Annotated in this window: 22 protein-coding genes and 1 tRNA gene; 15 read left to right on the top strand and 8 right to left on the bottom strand. The window is 57.8% G+C overall.

All coding sequences use genetic code 11. The annotated features are described in order from the left end of the window. A complete protein-coding gene (gene purN / locus QOY30_RS12380) occupies positions 1-639 on the bottom strand; it encodes a phosphoribosylglycinamide formyltransferase (RefSeq protein ID WP_283744926.1) in 639 nt (212 codons plus the stop codon). Positions 640-642: 3 nt separating this feature from the next. Next, positions 643-1,686 carry a phosphoribosylformylglycinamidine cyclo-ligase gene (gene purM, locus QOY30_RS12375; RefSeq protein WP_283744925.1) on the bottom strand — a complete coding sequence of 348 codons (1,044 nt, stop codon included), beginning with the start codon at positions 1,684-1,686 and terminating at the stop codon, positions 643-645. 165 nt (positions 1,687-1,851) lie between these two features. Between purM and hda the strand changes: the two genes are divergently transcribed. From hda to panD, 9 genes are all read left to right on the top strand, one after another. Continuing rightward, positions 1,852-2,514 carry a DnaA regulatory inactivator Hda gene (gene hda, locus QOY30_RS12370; protein ID WP_283744924.1) on the top strand — a complete coding sequence of 221 codons (663 nt, stop codon included), beginning with the start codon at positions 1,852-1,854 and terminating at the stop codon, positions 2,512-2,514. A 100-nt stretch (positions 2,515-2,614) separates the two neighbouring features. Further along, positions 2,615-3,268: a hypothetical protein gene (locus QOY30_RS12365; RefSeq protein WP_283744923.1), complete on the top strand. Its 654-nt coding sequence runs from the start codon at positions 2,615-2,617 to the stop codon at positions 3,266-3,268. A gap of 73 nt (positions 3,269-3,341) precedes the next feature. Then, positions 3,342-4,004: a histidinol-phosphatase gene (locus tag QOY30_RS12360; RefSeq protein WP_283744922.1), complete on the top strand. Its 663-nt coding sequence runs from the start codon at positions 3,342-3,344 to the stop codon at positions 4,002-4,004. A gap of 85 nt (positions 4,005-4,089) precedes the next feature. Beyond that, positions 4,090-5,436: a polynucleotide adenylyltransferase PcnB gene (gene pcnB, locus QOY30_RS12355; protein WP_283744921.1), complete on the top strand. Its 1,347-nt coding sequence runs from the start codon at positions 4,090-4,092 to the stop codon at positions 5,434-5,436. Further along, positions 5,433-6,017, top strand: a complete 585-nt coding sequence (folK, locus tag QOY30_RS12350; RefSeq protein WP_283744920.1) for a 2-amino-4-hydroxy-6-hydroxymethyldihydropteridine diphosphokinase — start codon at positions 5,433-5,435, stop codon at positions 6,015-6,017. Before pcnB ends, folK begins: the two co-directional genes overlap by 4 nt. 61 nt (positions 6,018-6,078) lie before the next feature. Then, a complete protein-coding gene (locus QOY30_RS12345; RefSeq protein WP_283744919.1) occupies positions 6,079-6,720 on the top strand; it encodes a deoxynucleoside kinase in 642 nt (213 codons plus the stop codon). Then, on the top strand, positions 6,720-7,511 hold the full coding sequence (gene panB / locus QOY30_RS12340; protein WP_283746065.1) for a 3-methyl-2-oxobutanoate hydroxymethyltransferase: 792 nt from the start codon (positions 6,720-6,722) through the stop codon (positions 7,509-7,511). Before QOY30_RS12345 ends, panB begins: the two co-directional genes overlap by 1 nt. Beyond that, complete coding sequence (panC, locus tag QOY30_RS12335; protein ID WP_283744918.1) at positions 7,511-8,338, top strand: pantoate--beta-alanine ligase; 828 nt, start codon at positions 7,511-7,513, stop codon at positions 8,336-8,338. Before panB ends, panC begins: the two co-directional genes overlap by 1 nt. A 180-nt stretch (positions 8,339-8,518) precedes the next feature. After that, entirely contained in the window at positions 8,519-8,911 is a 393-nt protein-coding gene (gene panD, locus QOY30_RS12330) for an aspartate 1-decarboxylase (protein WP_283744917.1), read from the top strand. A 103-nt stretch (positions 8,912-9,014) separates the two neighbouring features. On the opposite strand, the gene purB is transcribed toward panD, so the two are convergent. The 6 genes from purB to QOY30_RS12300 all read right to left on the bottom strand — a co-directional run bounded on the left by purB (position 9,015) and on the right by QOY30_RS12300 (position 13,610). Beyond that, positions 9,015-10,385: an adenylosuccinate lyase gene (gene purB / locus QOY30_RS12325; protein ID WP_283744916.1), complete on the bottom strand. Its 1,371-nt coding sequence runs from the start codon at positions 10,383-10,385 to the stop codon at positions 9,015-9,017. A gap of 181 nt (positions 10,386-10,566) precedes the next feature. Then, positions 10,567-11,619 carry a mechanosensitive ion channel family protein gene (locus tag QOY30_RS12320; RefSeq protein WP_283744915.1) on the bottom strand — a complete coding sequence of 351 codons (1,053 nt, stop codon included), beginning with the start codon at positions 11,617-11,619 and terminating at the stop codon, positions 10,567-10,569. A 16-nt stretch (positions 11,620-11,635) separates the two neighbouring features. Then, a complete protein-coding gene (gene mnmA / locus QOY30_RS12315; RefSeq protein WP_283744914.1) occupies positions 11,636-12,712 on the bottom strand; it encodes a tRNA 2-thiouridine(34) synthase MnmA in 1,077 nt (358 codons plus the stop codon). Next, positions 12,705-13,151 carry an NUDIX hydrolase gene (locus tag QOY30_RS12310; RefSeq protein ID WP_283744913.1) on the bottom strand — a complete coding sequence of 149 codons (447 nt, stop codon included), beginning with the start codon at positions 13,149-13,151 and terminating at the stop codon, positions 12,705-12,707. Before QOY30_RS12310 ends, mnmA begins: the two co-directional genes overlap by 8 nt. Before the next feature lie 64 nt (positions 13,152-13,215). Continuing rightward, the gene (locus QOY30_RS12305; RefSeq protein WP_283744912.1) at positions 13,216-13,425 is read right to left on the bottom strand and encodes a hypothetical protein; all 210 of its coding nucleotides are present in this window, start codon (positions 13,423-13,425) and stop codon (positions 13,216-13,218) included. Between the two features lie 99 nt (positions 13,426-13,524). Further along, positions 13,525-13,610: transfer RNA gene (locus QOY30_RS12300), tRNA-Leu, on the bottom strand. 234 nt (positions 13,611-13,844) lie between these two features. Between QOY30_RS12300 and queA the strand changes: the two genes are divergently transcribed. The 6 genes from queA (at position 13,845) to QOY30_RS12270 (ending at position 19,853) form a co-directional block, all read left to right on the top strand. Then, a complete protein-coding gene (gene queA / locus QOY30_RS12295) occupies positions 13,845-14,867 on the top strand; it encodes a tRNA preQ1(34) S-adenosylmethionine ribosyltransferase-isomerase QueA (RefSeq protein WP_283744911.1) in 1,023 nt (340 codons plus the stop codon). Then, complete coding sequence (tgt, locus tag QOY30_RS12290) at positions 14,864-15,964, top strand: tRNA guanosine(34) transglycosylase Tgt (RefSeq protein ID WP_283744910.1); 1,101 nt, start codon at positions 14,864-14,866, stop codon at positions 15,962-15,964. The genes queA and tgt overlap by 4 nt, the downstream gene beginning before the upstream one ends. A gap of 86 nt (positions 15,965-16,050) precedes the next feature. After that, the gene (gene yajC / locus QOY30_RS12285; protein WP_283744909.1) at positions 16,051-16,395 is read left to right on the top strand and encodes a preprotein translocase subunit YajC; all 345 of its coding nucleotides are present in this window, start codon (positions 16,051-16,053) and stop codon (positions 16,393-16,395) included. A 42-nt stretch (positions 16,396-16,437) separates the two neighbouring features. Next, entirely contained in the window at positions 16,438-18,249 is a 1,812-nt protein-coding gene (gene secD / locus QOY30_RS12280) for a protein translocase subunit SecD (protein ID WP_283744908.1), read from the top strand. A gap of 36 nt (positions 18,250-18,285) precedes the next feature. After that, positions 18,286-19,218, top strand: a complete 933-nt coding sequence (gene secF / locus QOY30_RS12275; RefSeq protein WP_283744907.1) for a protein translocase subunit SecF — start codon at positions 18,286-18,288, stop codon at positions 19,216-19,218. Positions 19,219-19,226: 8 nt separating this feature from the next. Next, entirely contained in the window at positions 19,227-19,853 is a 627-nt protein-coding gene (locus tag QOY30_RS12270; RefSeq protein WP_283746064.1) for a DedA family protein, read from the top strand. Positions 19,854-19,856: the final 3 nt, after the last annotated feature.

Here is a 19,856-nt window from a genome sequence, read left to right as displayed (position 1 = left end):
TTATTCCAACCCCGGAAAGATGAGTGCTGCGCCCGGTTGCTCCAGACGGTTGCCGGAGACACGGCCTTCTTTATTCAACCAAACCTGGCCGCGGCACAGCCAGCGTATGGCTTGCGCATAGATGCGGTGTTCCTCGTGCAAAACGCGTTCAGACAGGGTTTGCGGAGTATCGCTTCGCATGACCGGTACTGCCGCCTGGATGATGATGGGGCCGTGATCGAGAGTGGGCGTGACAAAGTGCACCGTGCAGCCGTGGATCTTGATGCCGTCTGACAGGGCGCGCTCATGTGTGTCGATGCCGGGATAAGCCGGCAACAATGAAGGATGGATATTGACCAGCTTGCCGCGGTAGCGTTCAACGAAATGGTCGGTGAGGATGCGCATGAAACCCGCCAGTGCAATCACATCGGGCGCATGGCGGTCGATCGCTGCCGCCAGTGCGGCATCGAAGGATGCGCGGTCCGGATAGTCCCGGTGGGCCACGACGGCGGTCGGGATGTCGTGCATTCTGGCGATCTCCAGCCCTTGCGCATCGGCACGGTTGCTGATGACGGCCGCGATTTTGCATGGCAGGTTCGCCTCCAGCAGTGCCTGCATGTTGCTGCCACGGCCGGAGATGAGGATGACGATATTTTTCACAGCTTAGCGGACTTGGGTCTGGTGCTCGTCGCCGTTGCGTGCGCGGATGACGCCGATGCGCGATACCGTTTCACCGGCCGATTGCAGATGCCCGATCGCGGCATTCGCATCCTGCGCGCCGACCACCACCACCATGCCGATACCGCAGTTGAAGGTGCGGAACATTTCCTGCGCTTCGACGTTGCCGCCTTCGCGCAGCCAGTGGAATAGTTTGGGCATCTGCCAGGTTGCGGAGTCGATGTCGGCGACCACGTTGGCGGGCAGTACGCGCGGCACATTCTCGGTGATGCCGCCGCCGGTGATGTGTGCCATGCCTTTCACGGTGAGCTGCTGCATCAGCGACAGCAACGGTTTTACGTAAAGACGAGTCGGCGCCATGATGCAGTCCGCCAGTGTGCGTTCGCCGTCGAATTTGGCGTTCAGGTTGGGTTTGCTGCGTTCAATAATCTTGCGCACCAGCGAGTAGCCGTTGGAGTGTGCGCCGTTGGAAGCGAGGCCCAGTACCACGTCGCCCGCGACAATATGCTCGCCGGTGATGATCTTGCTCTTTTCCACCACGCCGACGGCAAAACCGGCGAGGTCGTATTCGCCTACGGGATACATCCCGGGCATCTCGGCAGTTTCGCCGCCGATCAAGGCACAGCCGGATTGCTCGCAGCCGGCTGCGATGCCCTTGATCACTTCGGTGGCGGCGGGCACGTCGAGCTTGCCGCAGGCGAAATAATCGAGGAAAAACAAGGGTTCTGCGCCCTGTACCAGGATGTCGTTCACGCTCATCGCAACGAGGTCGATGCCGACCGTGTCGTGGCGGTTCAGCTCGAACGCCAGTTTGAGTTTGGTGCCCACGCCGTCGGTGCCGGACACCAGCACGGGTTCCTTGAACTTCTTCGAGATCTCGACCAGGCCGCCGAAACCGCCGATACCGGAGAGGACTTCGGGGCGCATGGTGCGCCTGGCAAAAGGTTTGATGTTCTCGACCAACTGGTCGCCCGCGTCGATGTCGACCCCGGCGTCGCGGTAGGAAAGGCTGTTGGTGGGCTGGCTCAAGTTGAGTTCTCGCTTTCTTAAAGGTAAAGTGCGGCACGTTTTCAAGCCGTGAATTTTACCCGAAATGACCCCATCCCGCTTTGCTGCCTTGCAATGCCAAGCCCTCTCTGCCGTTCCGTGCCGTGCGCAAGGACACTGTCGGACGAAAGAGCTGCACAACAAGCCATGACGCAATTGTTACTGGGCATCGCCCCCGAATGGATACCCACACTGGACAATTTTGTGTCCGGGCGCAATGTCGAACTGCTTTCCGTGTTGCGCCGGGCGCCGGCAGCGGAGCAGGGCGAGCGCGGCCTGTATATATGGGGAGAAACCGGCAGCGGCAAGAGCCACCTGTTGCAGGCGGTGGTTGAACAGGCACGGGCATCGGGGCTGACGGCGCTTTATGCCCGCGGTGAAGTGCCGGATGCCGCCCAGGTAGTCGCTATAGACGATGTTGAAAGGCTGGATGAGGGGAGGCAAATCGATTTGTTCGCTCTCTATAACCGGGTGCGCGAAAGCGGCGGCATGCTGGTCGCAAGCGGCATGCAAGCGCCCGCGTTCCTGTCCTTGCGCGACGATTTGCGCACCCGCCTTGGCTGGGGTCTGGTGTATCAGGTTCATGCGCTGAGCGATACCGAAAAGGCGCAAGCCCTGCAGCAACATGCCCGGGCACGCGGTTTCGAATTGCCGAACGAAGTGACGAGCTATTTGTTGCGCCACGGGCGGCGCGATCTGCCTGCCTTGCTGGCGACACTGGATGCACTGGACGAACATTGCCTGCGCCTGAAGCGTGCCGCGTCCGTGCCGTTGCTTAAGGAAGTGATGCGCGGCGATTTGGCTGTGTAGCAACTCCGTTACAAATCTGAGAGAATTGGTTACGGAGGGGGTTCAACTTATTAAAACCAATATGATTAATTGATTTTTTAAATGGGGGGGTAACTGAATTATGAAGAAGCAAATCTTGTGTGCGGCAGTAATGGCGGCAGTCTCGGTACCGGCTTTTGCGGGGACTGATGTCGAAGCTCATGTGTCCACTTTGGGTTTGGGCTTGGGGATGGGATTCCAGACGACCGACACCATCGTGGCACGAATCGGTTTCAACGAATTCAACAAGAGTTTCAGCACGTCTTCGGGCAGCTTGAACTATGACGGGAAGCTGAAACTTTCCAGCCTGGATGCGCTTCTGGATTGGCATTTGTTCGGAGGGGCGACGCACCTGACTGCGGGTATCATGTCCAACAATAACAAGTTCAATTTGACTGCCACTCCCACCGGCGGATCTTATACGATTAACGGACAATCCTTTACAGCCGCGCAAGTTGGAACATTGAACGGCGAGGTTGCTTTCAACAGCGCCGCACCTTACCTGGGTTTTGGCTGGAACAGCCAACCGAAAAACAAGGGGTTGTCGTTCAAGTCCGACTTCGGTGTCATGTTCCAAGGCTCGCCCAAGGCAACATTGAGCTATACGGGTAATGGTGGCGGAAATGCTTCCCAGATCAATAGCCAAGTGGCTGTTGAACAAGCCAACCTGAACGACAAACTGAAAAACTTCAAGTACTACCCGGTGATTTCGGTCGCCGTCGGTTACGCATTCTAAATTCATCAAGCAGGCTGTTCGGAAGCCAGGCCGTGTAGCGTTCAGGCCTGGCTTCCTGTTTTGGGAGAGAGCAGTGAATCTGGCTTTATTCGATCTGGACAATACCCTGTTGAGCGGCGACAGCGATTTCGAGTGGTCGCAGTTTCTGGTCGAGCAGGGGGTGCTTGAGCGCGAGCTGTTCGAGGCGAAGAACCTCGCGTTCTACGAGCAATACAAGGCCGGCACGCTGAATATCACGGAATTCCTCGATTTCCAGCTCAAGCCGCTGTCGCACCATGCGCGCAAGGTGCTGGATGGTTGGCACGAGGAGTTCATGCGTTGCAAGGTGCGTCCCATGATGGGGCAGGCAGCACGCGATCTGGTATCCAGGCATCAATCGACTGGTGATGTCTGCGTGATCGTCACTGCCACCAACAGTTTCGTGACCGGGCCCATCGCGCGGGAATTCGGCGTGGAGTACCTGATCGCCACCGATCCTGAACAGATAAACGGAGAATTCACCGGACGCGTCGCCGGCGTGCCGAGTTTTCGCGAGGGGAAAGTGGTGCGCATGGAAAGCTGGCTGGCAGAGCGCGGCTGGAACTGGGGGAGCTTCGATCAGTCCTGGTTCTATAGCGATTCCCTGAACGACCTGCCGTTGTTGTCCAAAGTAAAACAGCCGGTTGCCGTCGACCCCGACGCGACCTTGCGCGCTCATGCCGAAGAACAAGGCTGGGCGGTCATCTCGCTGCGTTGAAAGGCTGCCGGAAGGCGGCGGTGTATAATCAAGCCTGATGTCCATAGAATCGCCGCCCCCGCGGCGATTTCAACTTTTACTGACGATGATAAAACGACTGATTAAACGGGTATTCGGCAAAGCTGCTCCGGTACGTGTAGTGGGTGCGGCACATGTGATCCCCTTTGACGAACACAAGGTGAGCAGCGACGGCATCAGCTACGGCGCAAAGCGCGTGACAGACGGGCTGCAGGCAGCGGGATTCCAGGCTTTTGTGGTCGGTGGCGCGGTGCGCGACTTGTTGCTGAACCGCCAACCCAAGGATTTCGACGTGGCCACCGATGCGACTCCGGAAGAGGTGAAGCGCGTGTTCCGCCGCGCGCGCATCATCGGGCGGCGTTTCCGGCTGGTGCATGTGATGTTTGGCGAGGAGACGGTGGAGGTTTCCACTTTCCGTCGCGCCATTGATGCGGAAGATGCGGAAACGGACGAACACGGGCGCATCCTGCGCGACAACGAATTCGGCGACCAGAAACAGGATGCGGCACGCCGCGACTTTACTGCCAACGCGTTGTTCTACGACCCCGCCACGCAGGAGATATTCGATTACCACCACGGCTACGAAGATGTCCGCGCCAACACCCTGCGCATGATCGGCGATCCGGAAGTGCGTTACCGCGAAGACCCGGTGCGCATGCTGCGTGCGGTGCGTCTCTCTGCCAAGCTGGGCATGAAACTGGATCCGTCCACTGCCGCGCCTATCTCGAAAATGAAGGAGCTGTTGAGCAATGTGCCTGAAGCGCGGCTGTTCGACGAGATGCTCAAACTGTTGTTGTCCGGCCAAGCCTTGCCCTGTGTGAAGAAGTTGCGTGCCATGGAACTGCATCACGGCATGTTGCCGATGCTGGATGTGATCCTGGAACAGCCGATGGGCGAGAAGTTCGTCATGCTGGCGTTGCAGAACACCGACCAGCGCATCGCCGAGGAAAAACCTGTTTCTCCGGCATTCCTGTTCGCCGCCTTGTTGTGGCATGAGGTGCTGGCGGCATGGAAAACCAGGCAAGAAGCGGGAGAGAAGCCGATCGGTGCGATGCATGCGGCGATGGACGAGGTGCTGGAGCGGCAGCGGGCGCAACTCGCCATCCCGCGCCGCTACGACACGGTGATGAAGGAGCTGTGGCTGCTGCAGCCGCGCTTCGAGCAGCGCGGCGGGCAGCGTCCGATACGCCTGCTGGCGTTGCCGCGCTTCCGTGCCGCTTATGATTTCCTGCTGTTGCGTTGCCAGAGCGGCGAAGTGGAAGAGGAACTGGGTACGTGGTGGGAAGAGTTTCAGCATGCCAATGACGAGCGCCGTGCCGAGATGTTGCTGCCGGATACCGGCGGACCCAAAAAACGCCGCCGCCGCACGAAGAAGCCCGGTGCAGCCGCCCAATCTGAACTGCCGATCGAGTGATGGAGCATCTCCAACAGGTTACCGACGAAGCCGGCCATTTGCGGGAGGAGGCGCCCCGCGGCCACTCCCGCACAGAAGGGCTCCGCCCCACCGCGTCGTGGCCGCACACCGCGTTCATCGGGCTGGGCAGCAACCTTGCCGATCCGGTCGCGCAGGTTTCGCGTGCACTGGATGCGCTGGATCATTTGGCGCAGTCGCGGGTCGCGCGGCGCTCTTCGCTGTATCGCAGCGCACCGGTGGGTTTTCTGGCACAGCCGGATTTCATCAATGCCGTTGCACAGCTGGAGACCGGGCTATCCCCCCGCGCCTTGCTGGATGCGCTATTGGCACTGGAGCTTGAACAGGGGCGCACGCGGGAATTCTGCAACGCGCCGCGCACTCTGGATCTGGATGTATTGCTTTATGACGATCTGATTCATCACGAGCATGGTTTGACCATCCCGCATCCGCAGATGCACCTGCGCGCATTCGTGTTGCAACCTTTGCTGGAGATCGCGCCGGAAAGAGACATTCCGGGTGTCGGGACAGCAGCTGCCGCGGCAAGGCAATGCAAGGATCAGCAACTGGAACGGTTGGTTTAGCCACGGAGATGTCAGGGCGACAAGTCGCGCTTGTGGTCATGATTTGAAGGATTCTTGAAGAATGCCTCTGGAAAAATATCGATACATCGTGGTGGAAGGACCCATCGGCGTGGGCAAAACCAGCCTTGCCCAGCGTCTCGCAGACTATGCGGAGGTGCAGCCCTTGCTGGAAAAGCCGCAGGAAAACCCTTTTTTGGCGAACTTCTATCAGGACCCGGTGCGTTATGCGCTGCCTACGCAGCTGTTCTTCCTGTTCCAGCGCATCAACGAAGCGCGCGACCTGGCACAGATGGACTTGTTCCGCAGTCGCACCGTCTCCGACTACCTGTTCGAAAAAGACGAGTTGTTCGCGCGCCTGACCCTGAGCGACGACGAATACAAGCTGTACCAATCCATATACCAGGGGCTGTCGCCGCAGGCGCCCACGCCCGATCTGGTGATCTACCTGCAGGCGCCCACCTACACCTTGTCCGAGCGTGTGCGGCGGCGCGGGAATCGTTACGAGCGGACCCTCCAGGACGATTATCTGACGCGCCTGGCCAACAGTTACGGCGAGTTCTTTCACCAGTACGACGAAGCGCCGCTATTGGTGGTGAATAGCGAACACCTGAATTTTGTGGATAATGACGATGACTTCAATCTGTTGCTGGACCGCATATCCAGGATGCGCGGACGCCGCGAATATTTCAACGTAGGTGCATGATGCGAAAGACCCTCACGACATTGCAGACCATGCGTAACAAGGGCGAGAAGATCGCCATGCTGACTTGTTACGATGCAAGTTTTGCCACGCTGCTCGAAACGCAGGGTGTGGATGTGCTGCTGGTAGGCGATTCTCTCGGCATGGTATTGCAGGGCCACGAGACGACCCTGCCGGTCACTATCGAGGATATGGTCTACCACACGGAGTGCGTGGTGCGCGGGTCGGAGCAGGCATTCATTATCGTCGATATGCCTTTTGGTACTTCGCAAGCCAGCCCGCGCGAAACATTCGCGTATGCGGCGCAGCTGATGGCGGCCGGTGCGCAGATGGTCAAGATCGAAGGCGGCACAGAGATGGTCGAGACTGTGCATTTCCTGACTTCGCGTGGCATCCCGGTATGCAGCCATCTCGGTCTTACCCCGCAATCGGTGCACCAGCTGGGCGGCTACAAGGTGCAGGGCAAGGGCGATGTTGCCGCGCAAAAAATGCTGCAGGATGCACTGGCACTGCAGCAGGCGGGCGCGGGCATGGTGTTGATGGAAGCCATACCGGCCGCGCTGGCGGCGGAAGTCACCGCGCAACTCGGCGTTCCCACCATCGGCATCGGCGCGGGCGCGGATTGTTCCGGACAGGTGCTGGTGGTGTACGACATACTGGGCATCTATCCCGGCAAGAAGGCGCGCTTCGTCAAGGATTACATGCAGGGTGCGACTTCCATCGCGCAGGCAGTGGCGAACTACGTTGCCGAAGTGAAGTCTGGTGCGTTTCCCGCTGTGGAAAATAGCTTCTGATGCAGCTCGTTCATTCCGTATCCGAACTTCGCGCAAGACTGGCGGGCGAGCAATCGGTCGCCTTTGTGCCAACCATGGGCAATCTGCATGAGGGGCATATCGAACTGGTGCGCATTGCGCGGCAACGCGGCAGCTGTGTTGTTGTCAGCATTTTCGTCAACCCGATACAGTTCGGCCCCAACGAAGACTTCGACAAATACCCGCGCACGCTGGATGCAGATTGCGCGAAGCTGCAGGGGCTGGCTGATGTCGTGTTTGCGCCGGCAGTCGAGGAGATGTATCCCGAAAAACAAACGATCTTTGTCGAGCCACCGCCCATTTCCAGGGAATTATGCGGCGAGTTCCGTCCGGGACATTTTCAGGGCGTGGCAACGGTCGTGCTGAAGCTGTTCAATCTGGTGCAGCCACAGGTTGCCATCTTCGGCAAGAAGGACTATCAGCAACTTACCGTTATCCGACAAATGGTTACCCAGCTCAACCTCCCCATCGAAATCGTCGGCGCGGAGACATCGCGCGCAGCGGACGGGCTGGCGCTTTCATCGCGCAACCAGTATCTGTCAGATGCCGAGCGAACCGAAGCCGTATTACTGAGTCAAACATTACGTGGGATGGGAACAGCGCTGGCGGGTGGGGCTGCCGACTATGCAGCGCTGGAGCAGGGTGCAAGTGCGGCGCTCGCCAAGCGCGGGTGGCAAGTGGAGTATGTTGCGGTACGCAAGCAAGCCGATCTGGGCGTTCCGGGAATGGAGGAACGTAAGCTGGTGATATTGGCGGCTGCGCGTTTGGGCAAGACCCGTTTGATCGATAATCTGGAAGTTTGTCTTTGACGTCCGGAAGTTTATAATGCGCGCCCCGGATCATGGGCAGAGTTGAAAATTGCTTTTCTCGTTTGTTCTTTTTCCCGCCTGCGGGAGATAACCAGCGACTTGGCTGGCGTTGTTTGCCAGCTTAGTCGGATGGCTAGTAGGAACATCAGAGTTAGAGAGAGGGCTATGGAGGAAATGACCATGCAGAGAACCATGTTACAGGCAAAATTGCACCGCGTACGCGTGACGCAGTCCGAACTGCATTACGAGGGTTCTTGCGCCATCGACGATGACTTGCTGGATGCCGCCGGTATCAAGGAATACCAGGCGATCGACATCTACAACGTCACCAACGGCGAACGCTTCAGCACTTATGCCATCCGAGCCGAGCGCGGTTCGCGCACCATCTCGGTGAACGGTGCGGCAGCACACAAGGCCAATGTCGGGGATATTCTGATCATCGCCACGTTCTCCATCTACTCCGAACTGGAATTGCAGAAATATCATCCCGTACTTGTTTACGTGGATGAGAAGAACGGCATTATCGGAAAACGCGACAAGATACCCGTCCAGGCAGCCCAGGCGGCAGCCTGAATGAAAAAGCCCCGCTTCGGCGGGGCTTTTGTTTGGGCGTCGTTTCGATAACCTTAATCGGTGCCTTGGCAGCTTGCTGCCAGTCGGATGGTTAGCGGCTTCTTCAGATGCGTTTTGCCAGCTCTGCAGCCTTGCCGATATAGGTTTCCGGACTCAGTGCCTGCAGGCGCTGCTTCTCTACAGCGGGGATGTCCAGTGTCTGGATGAAGGCACCAAGGCTATCACGGTTGATTCCACCCTTGCCGCGCGTGAGTTCCTTCAGCTTGTCATAGGCGTTCTCGATGTTGTAGCGGCGCATCACGGTCTGGATCGGTTCCGCCAGCACTTCCCAACTGTTGTTCAGGTCTTCCGCAAGGCGTTGCGGATTGGCTTCCAGCTTGTTCAGTCCCTTCAGGCAGGATTCGTAGGCCAGCAGGGTATAGCCCAGCGCCACGCCCATGTTGCGCAACACGGTGGAGTCGGTGAGATCGCGCTGCCAGCGCGAGACAGGCAGCTTTTCGGAGAGGTGTTTCAGCAGGGCATTGGCGAGGCCGAGGTTGCCTTCCGCGTTCTCGAAGTCGATCGGGTTGACCTTGTGCGGCATGGTGGAAGACCCGACTTCGCCTGCCACCACTTTCTGTTTGAAATAGCCCAGCGAGATGTAGCCCCAGATGTCGCGGTTCAGGTCGATCAGGATGGTATTGGCGCGGGCATAGGCGTCATACAGCTCGGCCATGCAATCGTGCGGTTCGATCTGGATGGTGTAGGGATTGAAGGTCAGTCCGCGTGCCTCGACAAAACGCTGGGCGAAGCCTTCCCAATCGACGTTGGGGTAGGCGGACAGATGCGCGTTGTAGTTGCCCACCGCGCCGTTGATCTTGCCCAGGATCTCGACCGCAGCGATACGCGCTTGGGCGCGGCGCAGGCGGTGCACGACGTTGGCCATCTCTTTGCCCAGGGTGCTGGGGGTGGCGGTCTGGCCGTGTGTGCGGCACAGCATGGGCAGGTCGGCGTGCTCGTGCGCGAGATGTTGCAGGCGCTCGATCAATACTTGCAGTGTGGGCAGCATCACTTCGCTGCGCGAGTGGTTGAGCATCAGTGCATGGCTCAGGTTGTTGATGTCCTCCGAGGTGCAGGCAAAATGGATGAATTCCAGCGCCTTGGCCGTTTCCGGAATGGCAGCCAGCTTGTCACGCAGCCAGTATTCGATGGCTTTCACGTCATGGTTGGTGCGGCGTTCGATGGTCTTGATCTGTTCCGCATCGGCTTCGGAGAATTGGGCGGCGAGCTGCACGAGGTGCGCGATCGCGGCGGGGGAGAGCGGCGGGAGTTCCTTGATGCCGGCTTCATTGCTGAGTGCCTTGAACCACTCGATTTCTATCAGTACGCGGTAACGGATCAGGCCGTATTCGCTGAAAAAACCGCGCAGGCTTTCAACTTTGCCGTGGTAACGCCCGTCCAGGGGGGAAAGTGCAGTGAGTGCCGAAAGTGTCATGATGGTTTTGCTGGGAGAAAAGTTTCAGGCGCGCATTTTACGTGAAAGCGTGCCAACGGGCACGGCATGTCTTAACCTTGGCAAGGGAGCTTGCTGTGCCCGTTGCCCCCCTTTCCAACTTTTCCCCGCGCGCGGGAGAAAGGGCGAACGAGACAGGCAATAGTCAATTCCCGCGCAAGTGTCAGGCAGCAGGTTGATTCAAATACAGTGTGCGCGTCGGGAAGGCGATTTCGGCACCATGCTTGGCGATGATGCCCGATACGTTGAGCAGCACCTCCTGTTTGATCGCGTGGAATTGCGCCAGATTGGTGGTCTTGCAGAAAGCCTGAATGATGAAATTGAGCGAGGAGTCGGCAAACTGATCGAAGGCGACGAACATGTCCTGCCCGGGATCGAGCTGCGGGTGGTTGCTCAGCATGGATTTTACTTCTTCGACGATGGAACTCATTTTGTCCAGATCGTCGTAACGCAGGCCGATGGTCTCGCGGATGCGGCGGTGCGACATCCGCGACGGGTTTTCAACCACATTGGCGGTGAACAAGGCATTGGGCACATAGATCAGCGTCATGTTGGTCGAGCGGATACGGGTCTGGCGCCAGCCGATATGTTCCACCTTGCCTTCGATCTGTTTGTCCGGCGATCGTACCGTCTCGCCCACATTGAACGGGCGATCCAGATGGATCATCAGGCCGCCGAAGAAATTTGCCAGCAGATCCTTGGCGGCGAAACCGACGGCAATACCGCCCATGCCGCCGAAGGCCAGCAAGCCGGAGATGCTGAACCCGAGAGTCTGCATCACTGCCAGCACTGTAACCATCACCACGACGATACGCGAGACTTTGCTCAACGCATCCACCGTGGAGCGATCTATTTCCTGTCCCTTCTGGGCACCTGCGGCAATCACGTTGTTTGCCAGCTCGCGGATCAGTTTGAACAGGAACCAGGCGGAGCAGACCACGACGCCGATGTCGCGGGCCGGCGGAATATATTCCAGCAATTGTTCGCCGGTCTGGCGGTGGATCAGGTGCAGCGCAAAGGAAATGCCGGCCAGCCAGATCAGCACGGGCAGCGGTCGGCGCGCCGCGGCGATCAGCGAATCGTCCCAGACATTTTCGGTGCGTGCCGCGATGATCTCGGCGTGTTGCAATGCACGGCGTGCGATGAAGTGCGCAGCGATGGTGGCAGCGAGTACCAGCAGCAAACGGATGATTTCAGGGCTCAGATTGACGGACATAAAGTCACCTTGGAGTTCATTTGATGATACCGCCGCCCAGACAGATTTCACCGTCATACACCACGACGGATTGGCCGGGCGTTACCGCCCATTGGGCTTCTTCAAAGGCGAAGTGCGTTGTATCGGCTGCGCCAAGCGCGATGCGACAGGCTGCATCTTGCTGGCGGTAGCGTGTCTTGGCGGCGTAACCACGTGAGGCATCCGGAGCATGGCCGCTGATCCAGTGCATATCCAGCGCGTCCAGTTTTGGGTTGAGCAGCAAAGGGTGGTCGTGTCCTTGCACTACGATCAGGCGGTTATGCTGCATGTCCTTGCCCGCAACGAACCATGGTTCGCCTGTCGTTTCGCGCGAGCCGCCGATACCCAGTCCCTGGCGCTGGCCGATGGTGTAGAACGACAATCCCATGTGTTGCCCGACCACCTTGCCGTCCGGCGTTACGATGTCGCCCGGCTTTGTCGGCAGGTAGCGGTTGAGGAACTCGCGGAATGGCCGCTCGCCGATGAAGCAGATGCCGGTGCTGTCCTTCTTGGCATGGTTGGCGAGATTGTGTTCGCGGGCGATTTCGCGCACCTGGGATTTGAGCAATTGTCCCAGCGGGAACATGGCTTTGCACAGTTGCTGCTGGTTGAGCCTGTGCAAAAAATAACTTTGGTCTTTGCTGCCGTCTTTGGCTTTCAACAACTGGAACGATCCGTCCGCTTCGCGCACTTGCGCGTAATGTCCGGTGGCGATGGCGTCCGCTCCCAGGCGGATGGCGTGATCCAGGAAAGCCTTGAACTTGATCTCCGAGTTGCACAGGATGTCCGGGTTCGGCGTACGCCCGGCTTCGTATTCGCGCAGGAAATAGCTGAACACGCGATCCTTGTATTCCTTGGCGAAATTTACCGCCTCGATGGTGATGCCGATCGTATCGGCGACTGCCACGGCGTCGATCAAGTCCTGGCGCGAGGAACAATATTCGCTATCGTCATCGTCTTCCCAGTTCTTCATGAACAGGCCGATGACCTCGTAACCCTGTTGTTTCAGCAGGAGTGCGGTGACGGAAGAGTCCACGCCGCCGGACATGCCGACGACGACGCATTGCTTACTCATAATGAGTGATGAGTTCCAGCGGGTAACGTTTGCCAGCCAGATAGTCTTCCACACAGCGCAGGATCAGCGGGCTGCGGTGACGTTGTTGTGTGGCACGGATCTCCTCCGGCGTCATCCATACGGCGCGCACGATGCCTTTATCCAGGGAGCGTTCGGGATGATGGGCCAGGATGCGCCCTCCAAAGGCAAAGCGCAGATAAGTGATATCGGAAGCGGTTGAATGCCAGCGATAGACCCCAATCAGATATTGCGGCTCGAATTCATAGGCCGATTCTTCCAGGACTTCGCGACTGGCACCGGCCGAGAGGGTTTCGTTCGGCTCCCAGTGTCCTGCGGGTTGGTTGAACAGCAGGCCTTGCGGGGTATGTTCTTCCACCAGCAAGAACTTGCCATCCTGTTCAAGGACGGCGGCGACGGTGGCGTGAGGTTTCCAGATCATGACGGGATTTTAAACGAAATAAAAAAAGGCAGGGTCGCCCCTGCCTTTTTTGGGTGAAGCGCTATTACTTGGCAGCTGCTTCAGCCTTTGCTTTCTTGGACTTCTTTGCTTTCTTTGCTTTCTTTGCTTTCTTTGCTGGCTTTGCTTCGTCTTTAGCGGCAGCAGGAGCAGCGGCAGCAGCAGGAGCAGCAGCAGGAGCAGCAGCGTCAGCAGCAACAGCAGAGAAGGAAACCAGGGCGAATACAGCAGCGATCAGAGTGGACATCAGTTTCATTTGAGGCTCCATGAGTAGTTGATAAACGTTTATGACACTACTTGTGTCGGAACCTATAACGCGGCGACTTCTGGTCGCGTTGACACGAATATCGAAATTTGGTGCCGGGGGGGGAATCGAACCCCCACGCCCTTTCAGGCACCGGATTTTGAGTCCGGCACGTCTACCAGTTCCATCACCCCGGCAAGAGTGTATTTCCCATGCTGCACCGGCTTTTCGCGATGACCACCGCTCTTGCGGTTTTAACTTGCTATGCAAGTTGGCCTGCGCGTCATGTCGCCAGAAAGCGACACTGGTGAGCCCGGTACAACGTCTACCGGTAACACCACCCCGGCTAGGGAAGGGCGCGAATTATCCATGAAACGCATGTCCCCATCAACTACAATGCGCGTTTTTCTTCCAACTACACCTTGGTTTTCATGCGTACCGACGATTTTGACTTCATTTTGCCCGAGCGCCTGATTGCGCAGCATCCGCCTGCACAGCGGGGGGCGAGCCGTTTATTGCAGGTACGGAAGTCGGGGTTGAAAGACAGCCAGTTCGCCGATTTGTACGGACTGGTGCGCGAACATGACCTATTGGTATTGAACGATACGCGAGTATTGAAGGCGCGTTTATTTGGCGAAAAAGAGAGCGGCGGCAAGGTCGAGGTGCTGGTCGAGCGGATACTGGATGAGCATAACGTCCTGGCGCAGGTGCGGGTCAGCAAGACGCCCAAACCGGGTAGTCTCCTGCTGTTGGGAGGGACGCTGCGGGTGCGGGTACTGGGGCGCGAGGGCGAGTTTTTCCATTTGCGATTTGAAGATGCGGAAACGGTGACAGATTTGCTGGAACGGCACGGGCATTTGCCTTTGCCGCCCTATATTACTCATGCCGCCGGGGCCGAGGATGACACGCGTTACCAGACTGTGTTCGCCCGCGAACCGGGTGCGGTAGCCGCGCCCACGGCCGGACTGCATTTCGGCGAGGCCATGCTGCAGGCATTGCGTGATAAAAGAGTGGGTATTGCCTATGTGACCTTGCATGTCGGCGCGGGCACGTTCAAGCCGGTGCGCGCCGAGAACATCGAAGAACACATCATGCACAGCGAGCGCTATTCGATTCCGCAAGCCACGGTGGATGCCATTTCTCAGGCCAGGGCCAGGGGCGGGCGCGTGATCGCGGTAGGTACCACCAGCCTGCGTGCACTGGAAAGTGCGTCAGCGGGTGGCGAATTGGTCGCGGGCTCGGCCGAAACCAGCATCTTTATCACTCCCGGCTACCACTTCAGGGTAGTGGATGTGCTGCTGACCAATTTTCACCTGCCGCGCTCCACGCTATTGATGCTGGTGTGCGCTTTTGGCGGAATGGACAAGATGCTGGCCGCATATCGCCATGCGGTGGAACAGGAATATCGCTTTTTCAGTTACGGCGATGCGATGTTGATTGAGAGGGAACAATGAAATTTACCTTACATAACACCTCCGGTGCGGCACGGCGTGGCACGCTGGACTTGGCGCACGGCAAGCTGGAAACGCCTGCTTTCATGCCGGTTGGAACCTACGGCACGGTGAAGGCGATGTCACCGTTGGAATTGAAAGACATGGGCGCACAGATCGTGCTCGGCAATACCTTCCATTTGTGGCTGCGTCCGGGGATGGAGGTCATTGCAGCGCATGGCGGTTTGCATCGCTTCATGGGCTGGGACGGCCCCATCTTGACTGATTCCGGCGGTTTCCAGGTGTTCAGCCTCGGGCCGCTGCGCAAGATCACCGGCGGCGGGGTGGAGTTCCGCTCACCGGTGAACGGAGACAAATGTTTCCTGTCGCCGGAAGAGTCCATGCGCATCCAGAAGGTGCTGAACTCCGACATCGTGATGATCTTCGACGAATGCACACCGTATCCGGCGGATGAGCAGGTGGCGGGCGTGTCCATGCGTCTCAGCCTGAGCTGGGCGGAGCGCAGCAAAAAGGCGCATGAAGGCAATTCCAACGCACTGTTCGGAATTGTGCAGGGCGGGATGCACGAGCATCTGCGCGATGAATCGCTGGCGGGCCTGGCCAGCATCGGTTTCGACGGTTTTGCCATTGGCGGCTTGTCGGTGGGCGAGCCGAAAGAGGATATGTTGCGCATTCTCAAGCACACCGCGCCGCAACTTCCGCAGGACAAGCCGCGCTACCTGATGGGCGTGGGTACTCCGGAAGATCTGGTCGAGGCGGTCGGCAACGGCATCGACATGTTCGACTGCGTGATGCCGACGCGCAATGCACGCAACGGGCATCTGTTCACCCGTTTTGGAGATGTGCGCATCAAGAATGCACAGTACCGTATGGATACCCGGCCTCTGGATGAACAGTGTACCTGCTATACCTGCCGTCATTTTACCCGGGCCTATCTGCATCATTTGCACCGCCTGAACGAGATACTCGGCGCGCGCCTCAATTCCATTCACAACCTGCATTACTACCAGGAGTTGATGCGCGATATCCGCGCCGCCATTGAGGCCGGGCGCTATGCCGAGTTCCAGGCCGCGTTCCGGCTGGCACGCGCCGGTTCATGAGGGGCGGTGCGTAGCAAAACAGTCATGCCTTCCATGATAGAATGCCCGCCTTTGATTTTTGAACCCTAATTTTGACAGGAGTAATTATGATTTCCATCAGCGAATTGTTTATCGGCAATGCTTACGCGGACGGTGCAGCTGCCGGCCCGCAAGGCAGCGATATCATGCAGTTTCTGCCCTTGATTGGCTTGGTGGCTGTGTTTTATTTTCTCATCCTGCGTCCGCAACAAAAGCGCGCGAAAGAGCAGAAGGCCATGATAGAGGCACTGCAAAAGGGAGATGAAGTCGCCACCATGGGCGGCATACTCGGAAAAGTGACCAAGGTCAGTGAAGACAACATTGCCATCGAGATCGCCGACAACGTCGTTGTTCAGGTGCAAAAGGCCGCAGTTCAGAATGTCCTGCCCAAGGGTACGATCAAGTCGCTCTGAAAAGCCGAAGTCCTTCTAACGCTGCAAAATTAAGGTGTCGCAATGAACCGCTATCCGCTGTGGAAAACTCTGCTGGTACTAGCCGTGCTGGTGCTGGGTTTTGTATATACCCTGCCCAATTTTTACGGTGAAGCGCCTGCTGTACAAGTGTTGCCGCTACGTTCCAACCTGAAGGCGGATGCGGCGTTGCTGGCGCGTGTGGAAGATATACTGAAGGCTGCACAATTGAATCCGGACGCCATGTCGCTGGATGCCACCAGCGTCAAGGCCCGTTTCAATGACACCGACACCCAGATCAAGGCGAAAGATGTGCTGCACGCGCAGCTGGGTGACGACTACATGGTGGCGCTCAATCTGTTGGCGCGTTCGCCGCAGTGGCTGACAAGCATGAATGCATTGCCCATGTACCTCGGTCTGGATCTTCGCGGCGGTGTGCATTTTCTGTTGCAGATCGATATGAAAGGCGCGCTGGATAAATCCCTGGAGTCGGATTCCAGCGATATACGCAGTTCCCTGCGTGAGGCGAATATCCCCTATTCCGGCGTGAGTCGCGACGACAGCATGATTACCACCAGGTTTCGCGATGCCGACTCGCGCAACAAAGGCGAGGCGGAACTCAAGCAGCGTTTCAGCGGACTGGAATTCAGCACGCGCGAGGAAAGCGGGGAATTCTTGTTGCTCGCCCGATTCAGGCAGCAAGAGCAGATACGCATTCAGGAGTCTGCCGTACAGCAGAATCTGGTCACGTTGCGCAACCGCGTGAATGAATTGGGTGTGGCCGAACCGGTGATTCAGCAGCAGGGTGCGGACCGCATCGTGGTGCAACTGCCTGGAGTGCAGGACACCGCGCGCGCCAAGGATATTCTTGGGCGTACCGCCACGCTGGAAGTGCGTTTGGTGGATGACGAGCATCATTATGCCGAGGGAGGGATCATTCCTTTCGGCACCGAAGTTTTCAAGGATCGCGACGGCACTCCGCTGCTGGTGAAGAAGTCCGTGATCCTGACCGGCGAGCGCATCAATGATGCGCAACCCGGTTTCGACAGCCGCAACAACGAGCCGGCGGTGCACATCAATCTGGATGCGATCGGCGCGCGCAAGTTCAAGGAAGCGACACGGGAAAATGTCGGCAAGCGCATGGCCATCATCCTGTTCGAGAAGGGCAAGGGTGAGATCGTCACCGCGCCGGTGATACGCGAGGAGATCGGCGGCGGGCGTGTGCAGATCAGCGGCAAGATGAACACGGAAGAGGCCAAGGATACGTCGCTGCTGTTGCGCGCCGGTGCCCTGGCTGCGCCGATGGAGATCGTCGAAGAGCGTACCGTCGGCCCCAGTCTCGGTGCGGACAATATCAAGCGCGGCTTCGACTCCACCAAAATCGGCTTCGTGGCCATCTCCGTGTTTATGGTCATCTATTACCTGATATTCGGCGGTGTTTCCGTGCTGGCGCTGGGCGCCAACCTGCTGTTGCTGGTGGCGCTGATGTCCATGCTGCAAGCCACGCTGACACTGCCGGGCATGGCGGGTATTGCGCTGACGCTGGGTATGGCGATCGACTCCAATGTGCTGATCAACGAGCGCATCCGCGAGGAACTGCGCAACGGCGTGCCTCCGCAAACGGCGATACACGAGGGATACGAGCATGCTTTTGCCACCATACTGGACTCCAACATCACCGCGCTGATCGTGGGCGTTGCGCTGTTCATGTTCGGTTCGGGGCCGGTCAAAGGGTTTGCAGTGGTGCTGTGCCTTGGCATCCTGACTTCGATCTTCAGCGCGGTGCTGGTCTCGCGTTTGCTGGTTAATCTGATCTATGGCCGCAAAGCACGCCTTAACAAGGTCGCGATAGGTTAGTCCGCTCGCGTAGCGAGACGCATAAGGGAATAAGACATGGAACTCTTCAGAATCAAAAAAGACATCCCGTTCATGAGCTATGGTCGTTACACCACGACTATCTCGCTGGTGACCTTCCTGTTTGCGGTGTTCTTCCTTGCTACCAAGGGGTTGAATTTCGGCGTGGACTTTACCGGCGGTACGGTGATGGAAGTGCACTACGCGCAATCGGCCGAACTGGACAAGGTGCGCGGGCAACTCGACAGTATTGGACTGAACACTGCGCAGGTTCAGAATTTCGGTTCCAGCAAGGATGTGCTGATTCAAGTGCCGCTCAAGCAGAACAAGGCGGGTTCGAAGCTGTCCGATCAAGTGATGGAAACTTTGCATCAGCAGGATGCCAGTGCCGAACTGCGCCGTGTCGAGTTCGTCGGGCCGCAAGTGGGCAAGGACCTGGTCGAGAACGGCGCGATGGCGCTGTTGCTGGTTTCGCTGGGGATCGTTGGTTATCTGTGGCTACGTTTCGAGTGGAAGTTCGGGCTGGCTGCGATCATCGCCAACCTGCACGACGTGGTCATTATCCTCGGCTTCTTCGCCTTCTTTCAGTGGGAATTCTCGCTCACAGTATTGTCGGCAGTACTGGCGGTGCTGGGATATTCAGTGAACGAATCGGTGGTGGTATTCGACCGGATCCGCGAGAATTTCCGCAAGATGCGCAAGACCGAAGTCAACGTGATCATCGACAACGCTATCACCCGTACCATGTCCCGCACCGTGATCACCCACGCCTGTACGCAGATGATGGTCACTTCCATGCTGTTCCTGGGGGGCGAGACGCTGCATTATTTCGCACTGGCATTGACGATCGGCATTCTTTTCAGTATCTATTCTTCGGTGCTGGTTGCGAGCCCGCTGCTGCTGATGTTCGGCGTATCGCGTGAAGACTTCATCAAGCCGGAAAAAGCTGAAGTTGAAGAAGTGTTGCCCTGACCGTGAGCATGATCCTGCTTGATATCGTCCTGCATCTGGACGCGCATCTGCTGGCATTGGTGCACGACTATGGCATGTGGGTCTATGCCATCCTGTTTGCCATCATCTTTGCAGAGACCGGTTTGGTTGTCGCGCCATTCCTGCCCGGTGATTCGCTCCTGTTTGTCACGGGGGCATTGTGCGGTATGGGTTCGCTGGAACTGCAGGTGCTGATGCCGCTTTTGATGCTGGCGGCTTTCGGCGGGGACAACACCAACTACTGGATCGGTCGGCACTTCGGTATCAAGCTGTTCAAACACGACTCGCGTTTTTTCAAGCATGAGCATCTGGAAAAGACCCAGGCTTTCTACGCGAAGCACGGCGGCAAGACCATCATCTTTGCGCGATTTCTTCCCATCATCCGCACTTTTGCCCCGTTCGTGGCGGGTATCGGCAGCATGAGCTATCGTTTGTTTCTTATGTTCAGCGCATTGGGCAGCATTGCCTGGATTGGCAGCCTCACGTTGGCCGGTTACTTCTTCGGTAACATTCCTGTCATCAAGAATAACCTCACCTTGCTGATCATCTGCATCATCTTCATCTCGTTCATTCCCGCGCTCCGCGAATACATCAAGCATCGCAGGCAAGCGAGGTAAGCC

The sequence above is a fragment of the Sideroxydans sp. CL21 genome (assembly GCF_902459525.1).
Taxonomy (GTDB): domain Bacteria; phylum Pseudomonadota; class Gammaproteobacteria; order Burkholderiales; family Gallionellaceae; genus Sideroxyarcus.
The sequence above is the reverse complement of the archived record's forward strand: the minus strand, read 5'-3'. Positions and strand labels throughout refer to the sequence as shown.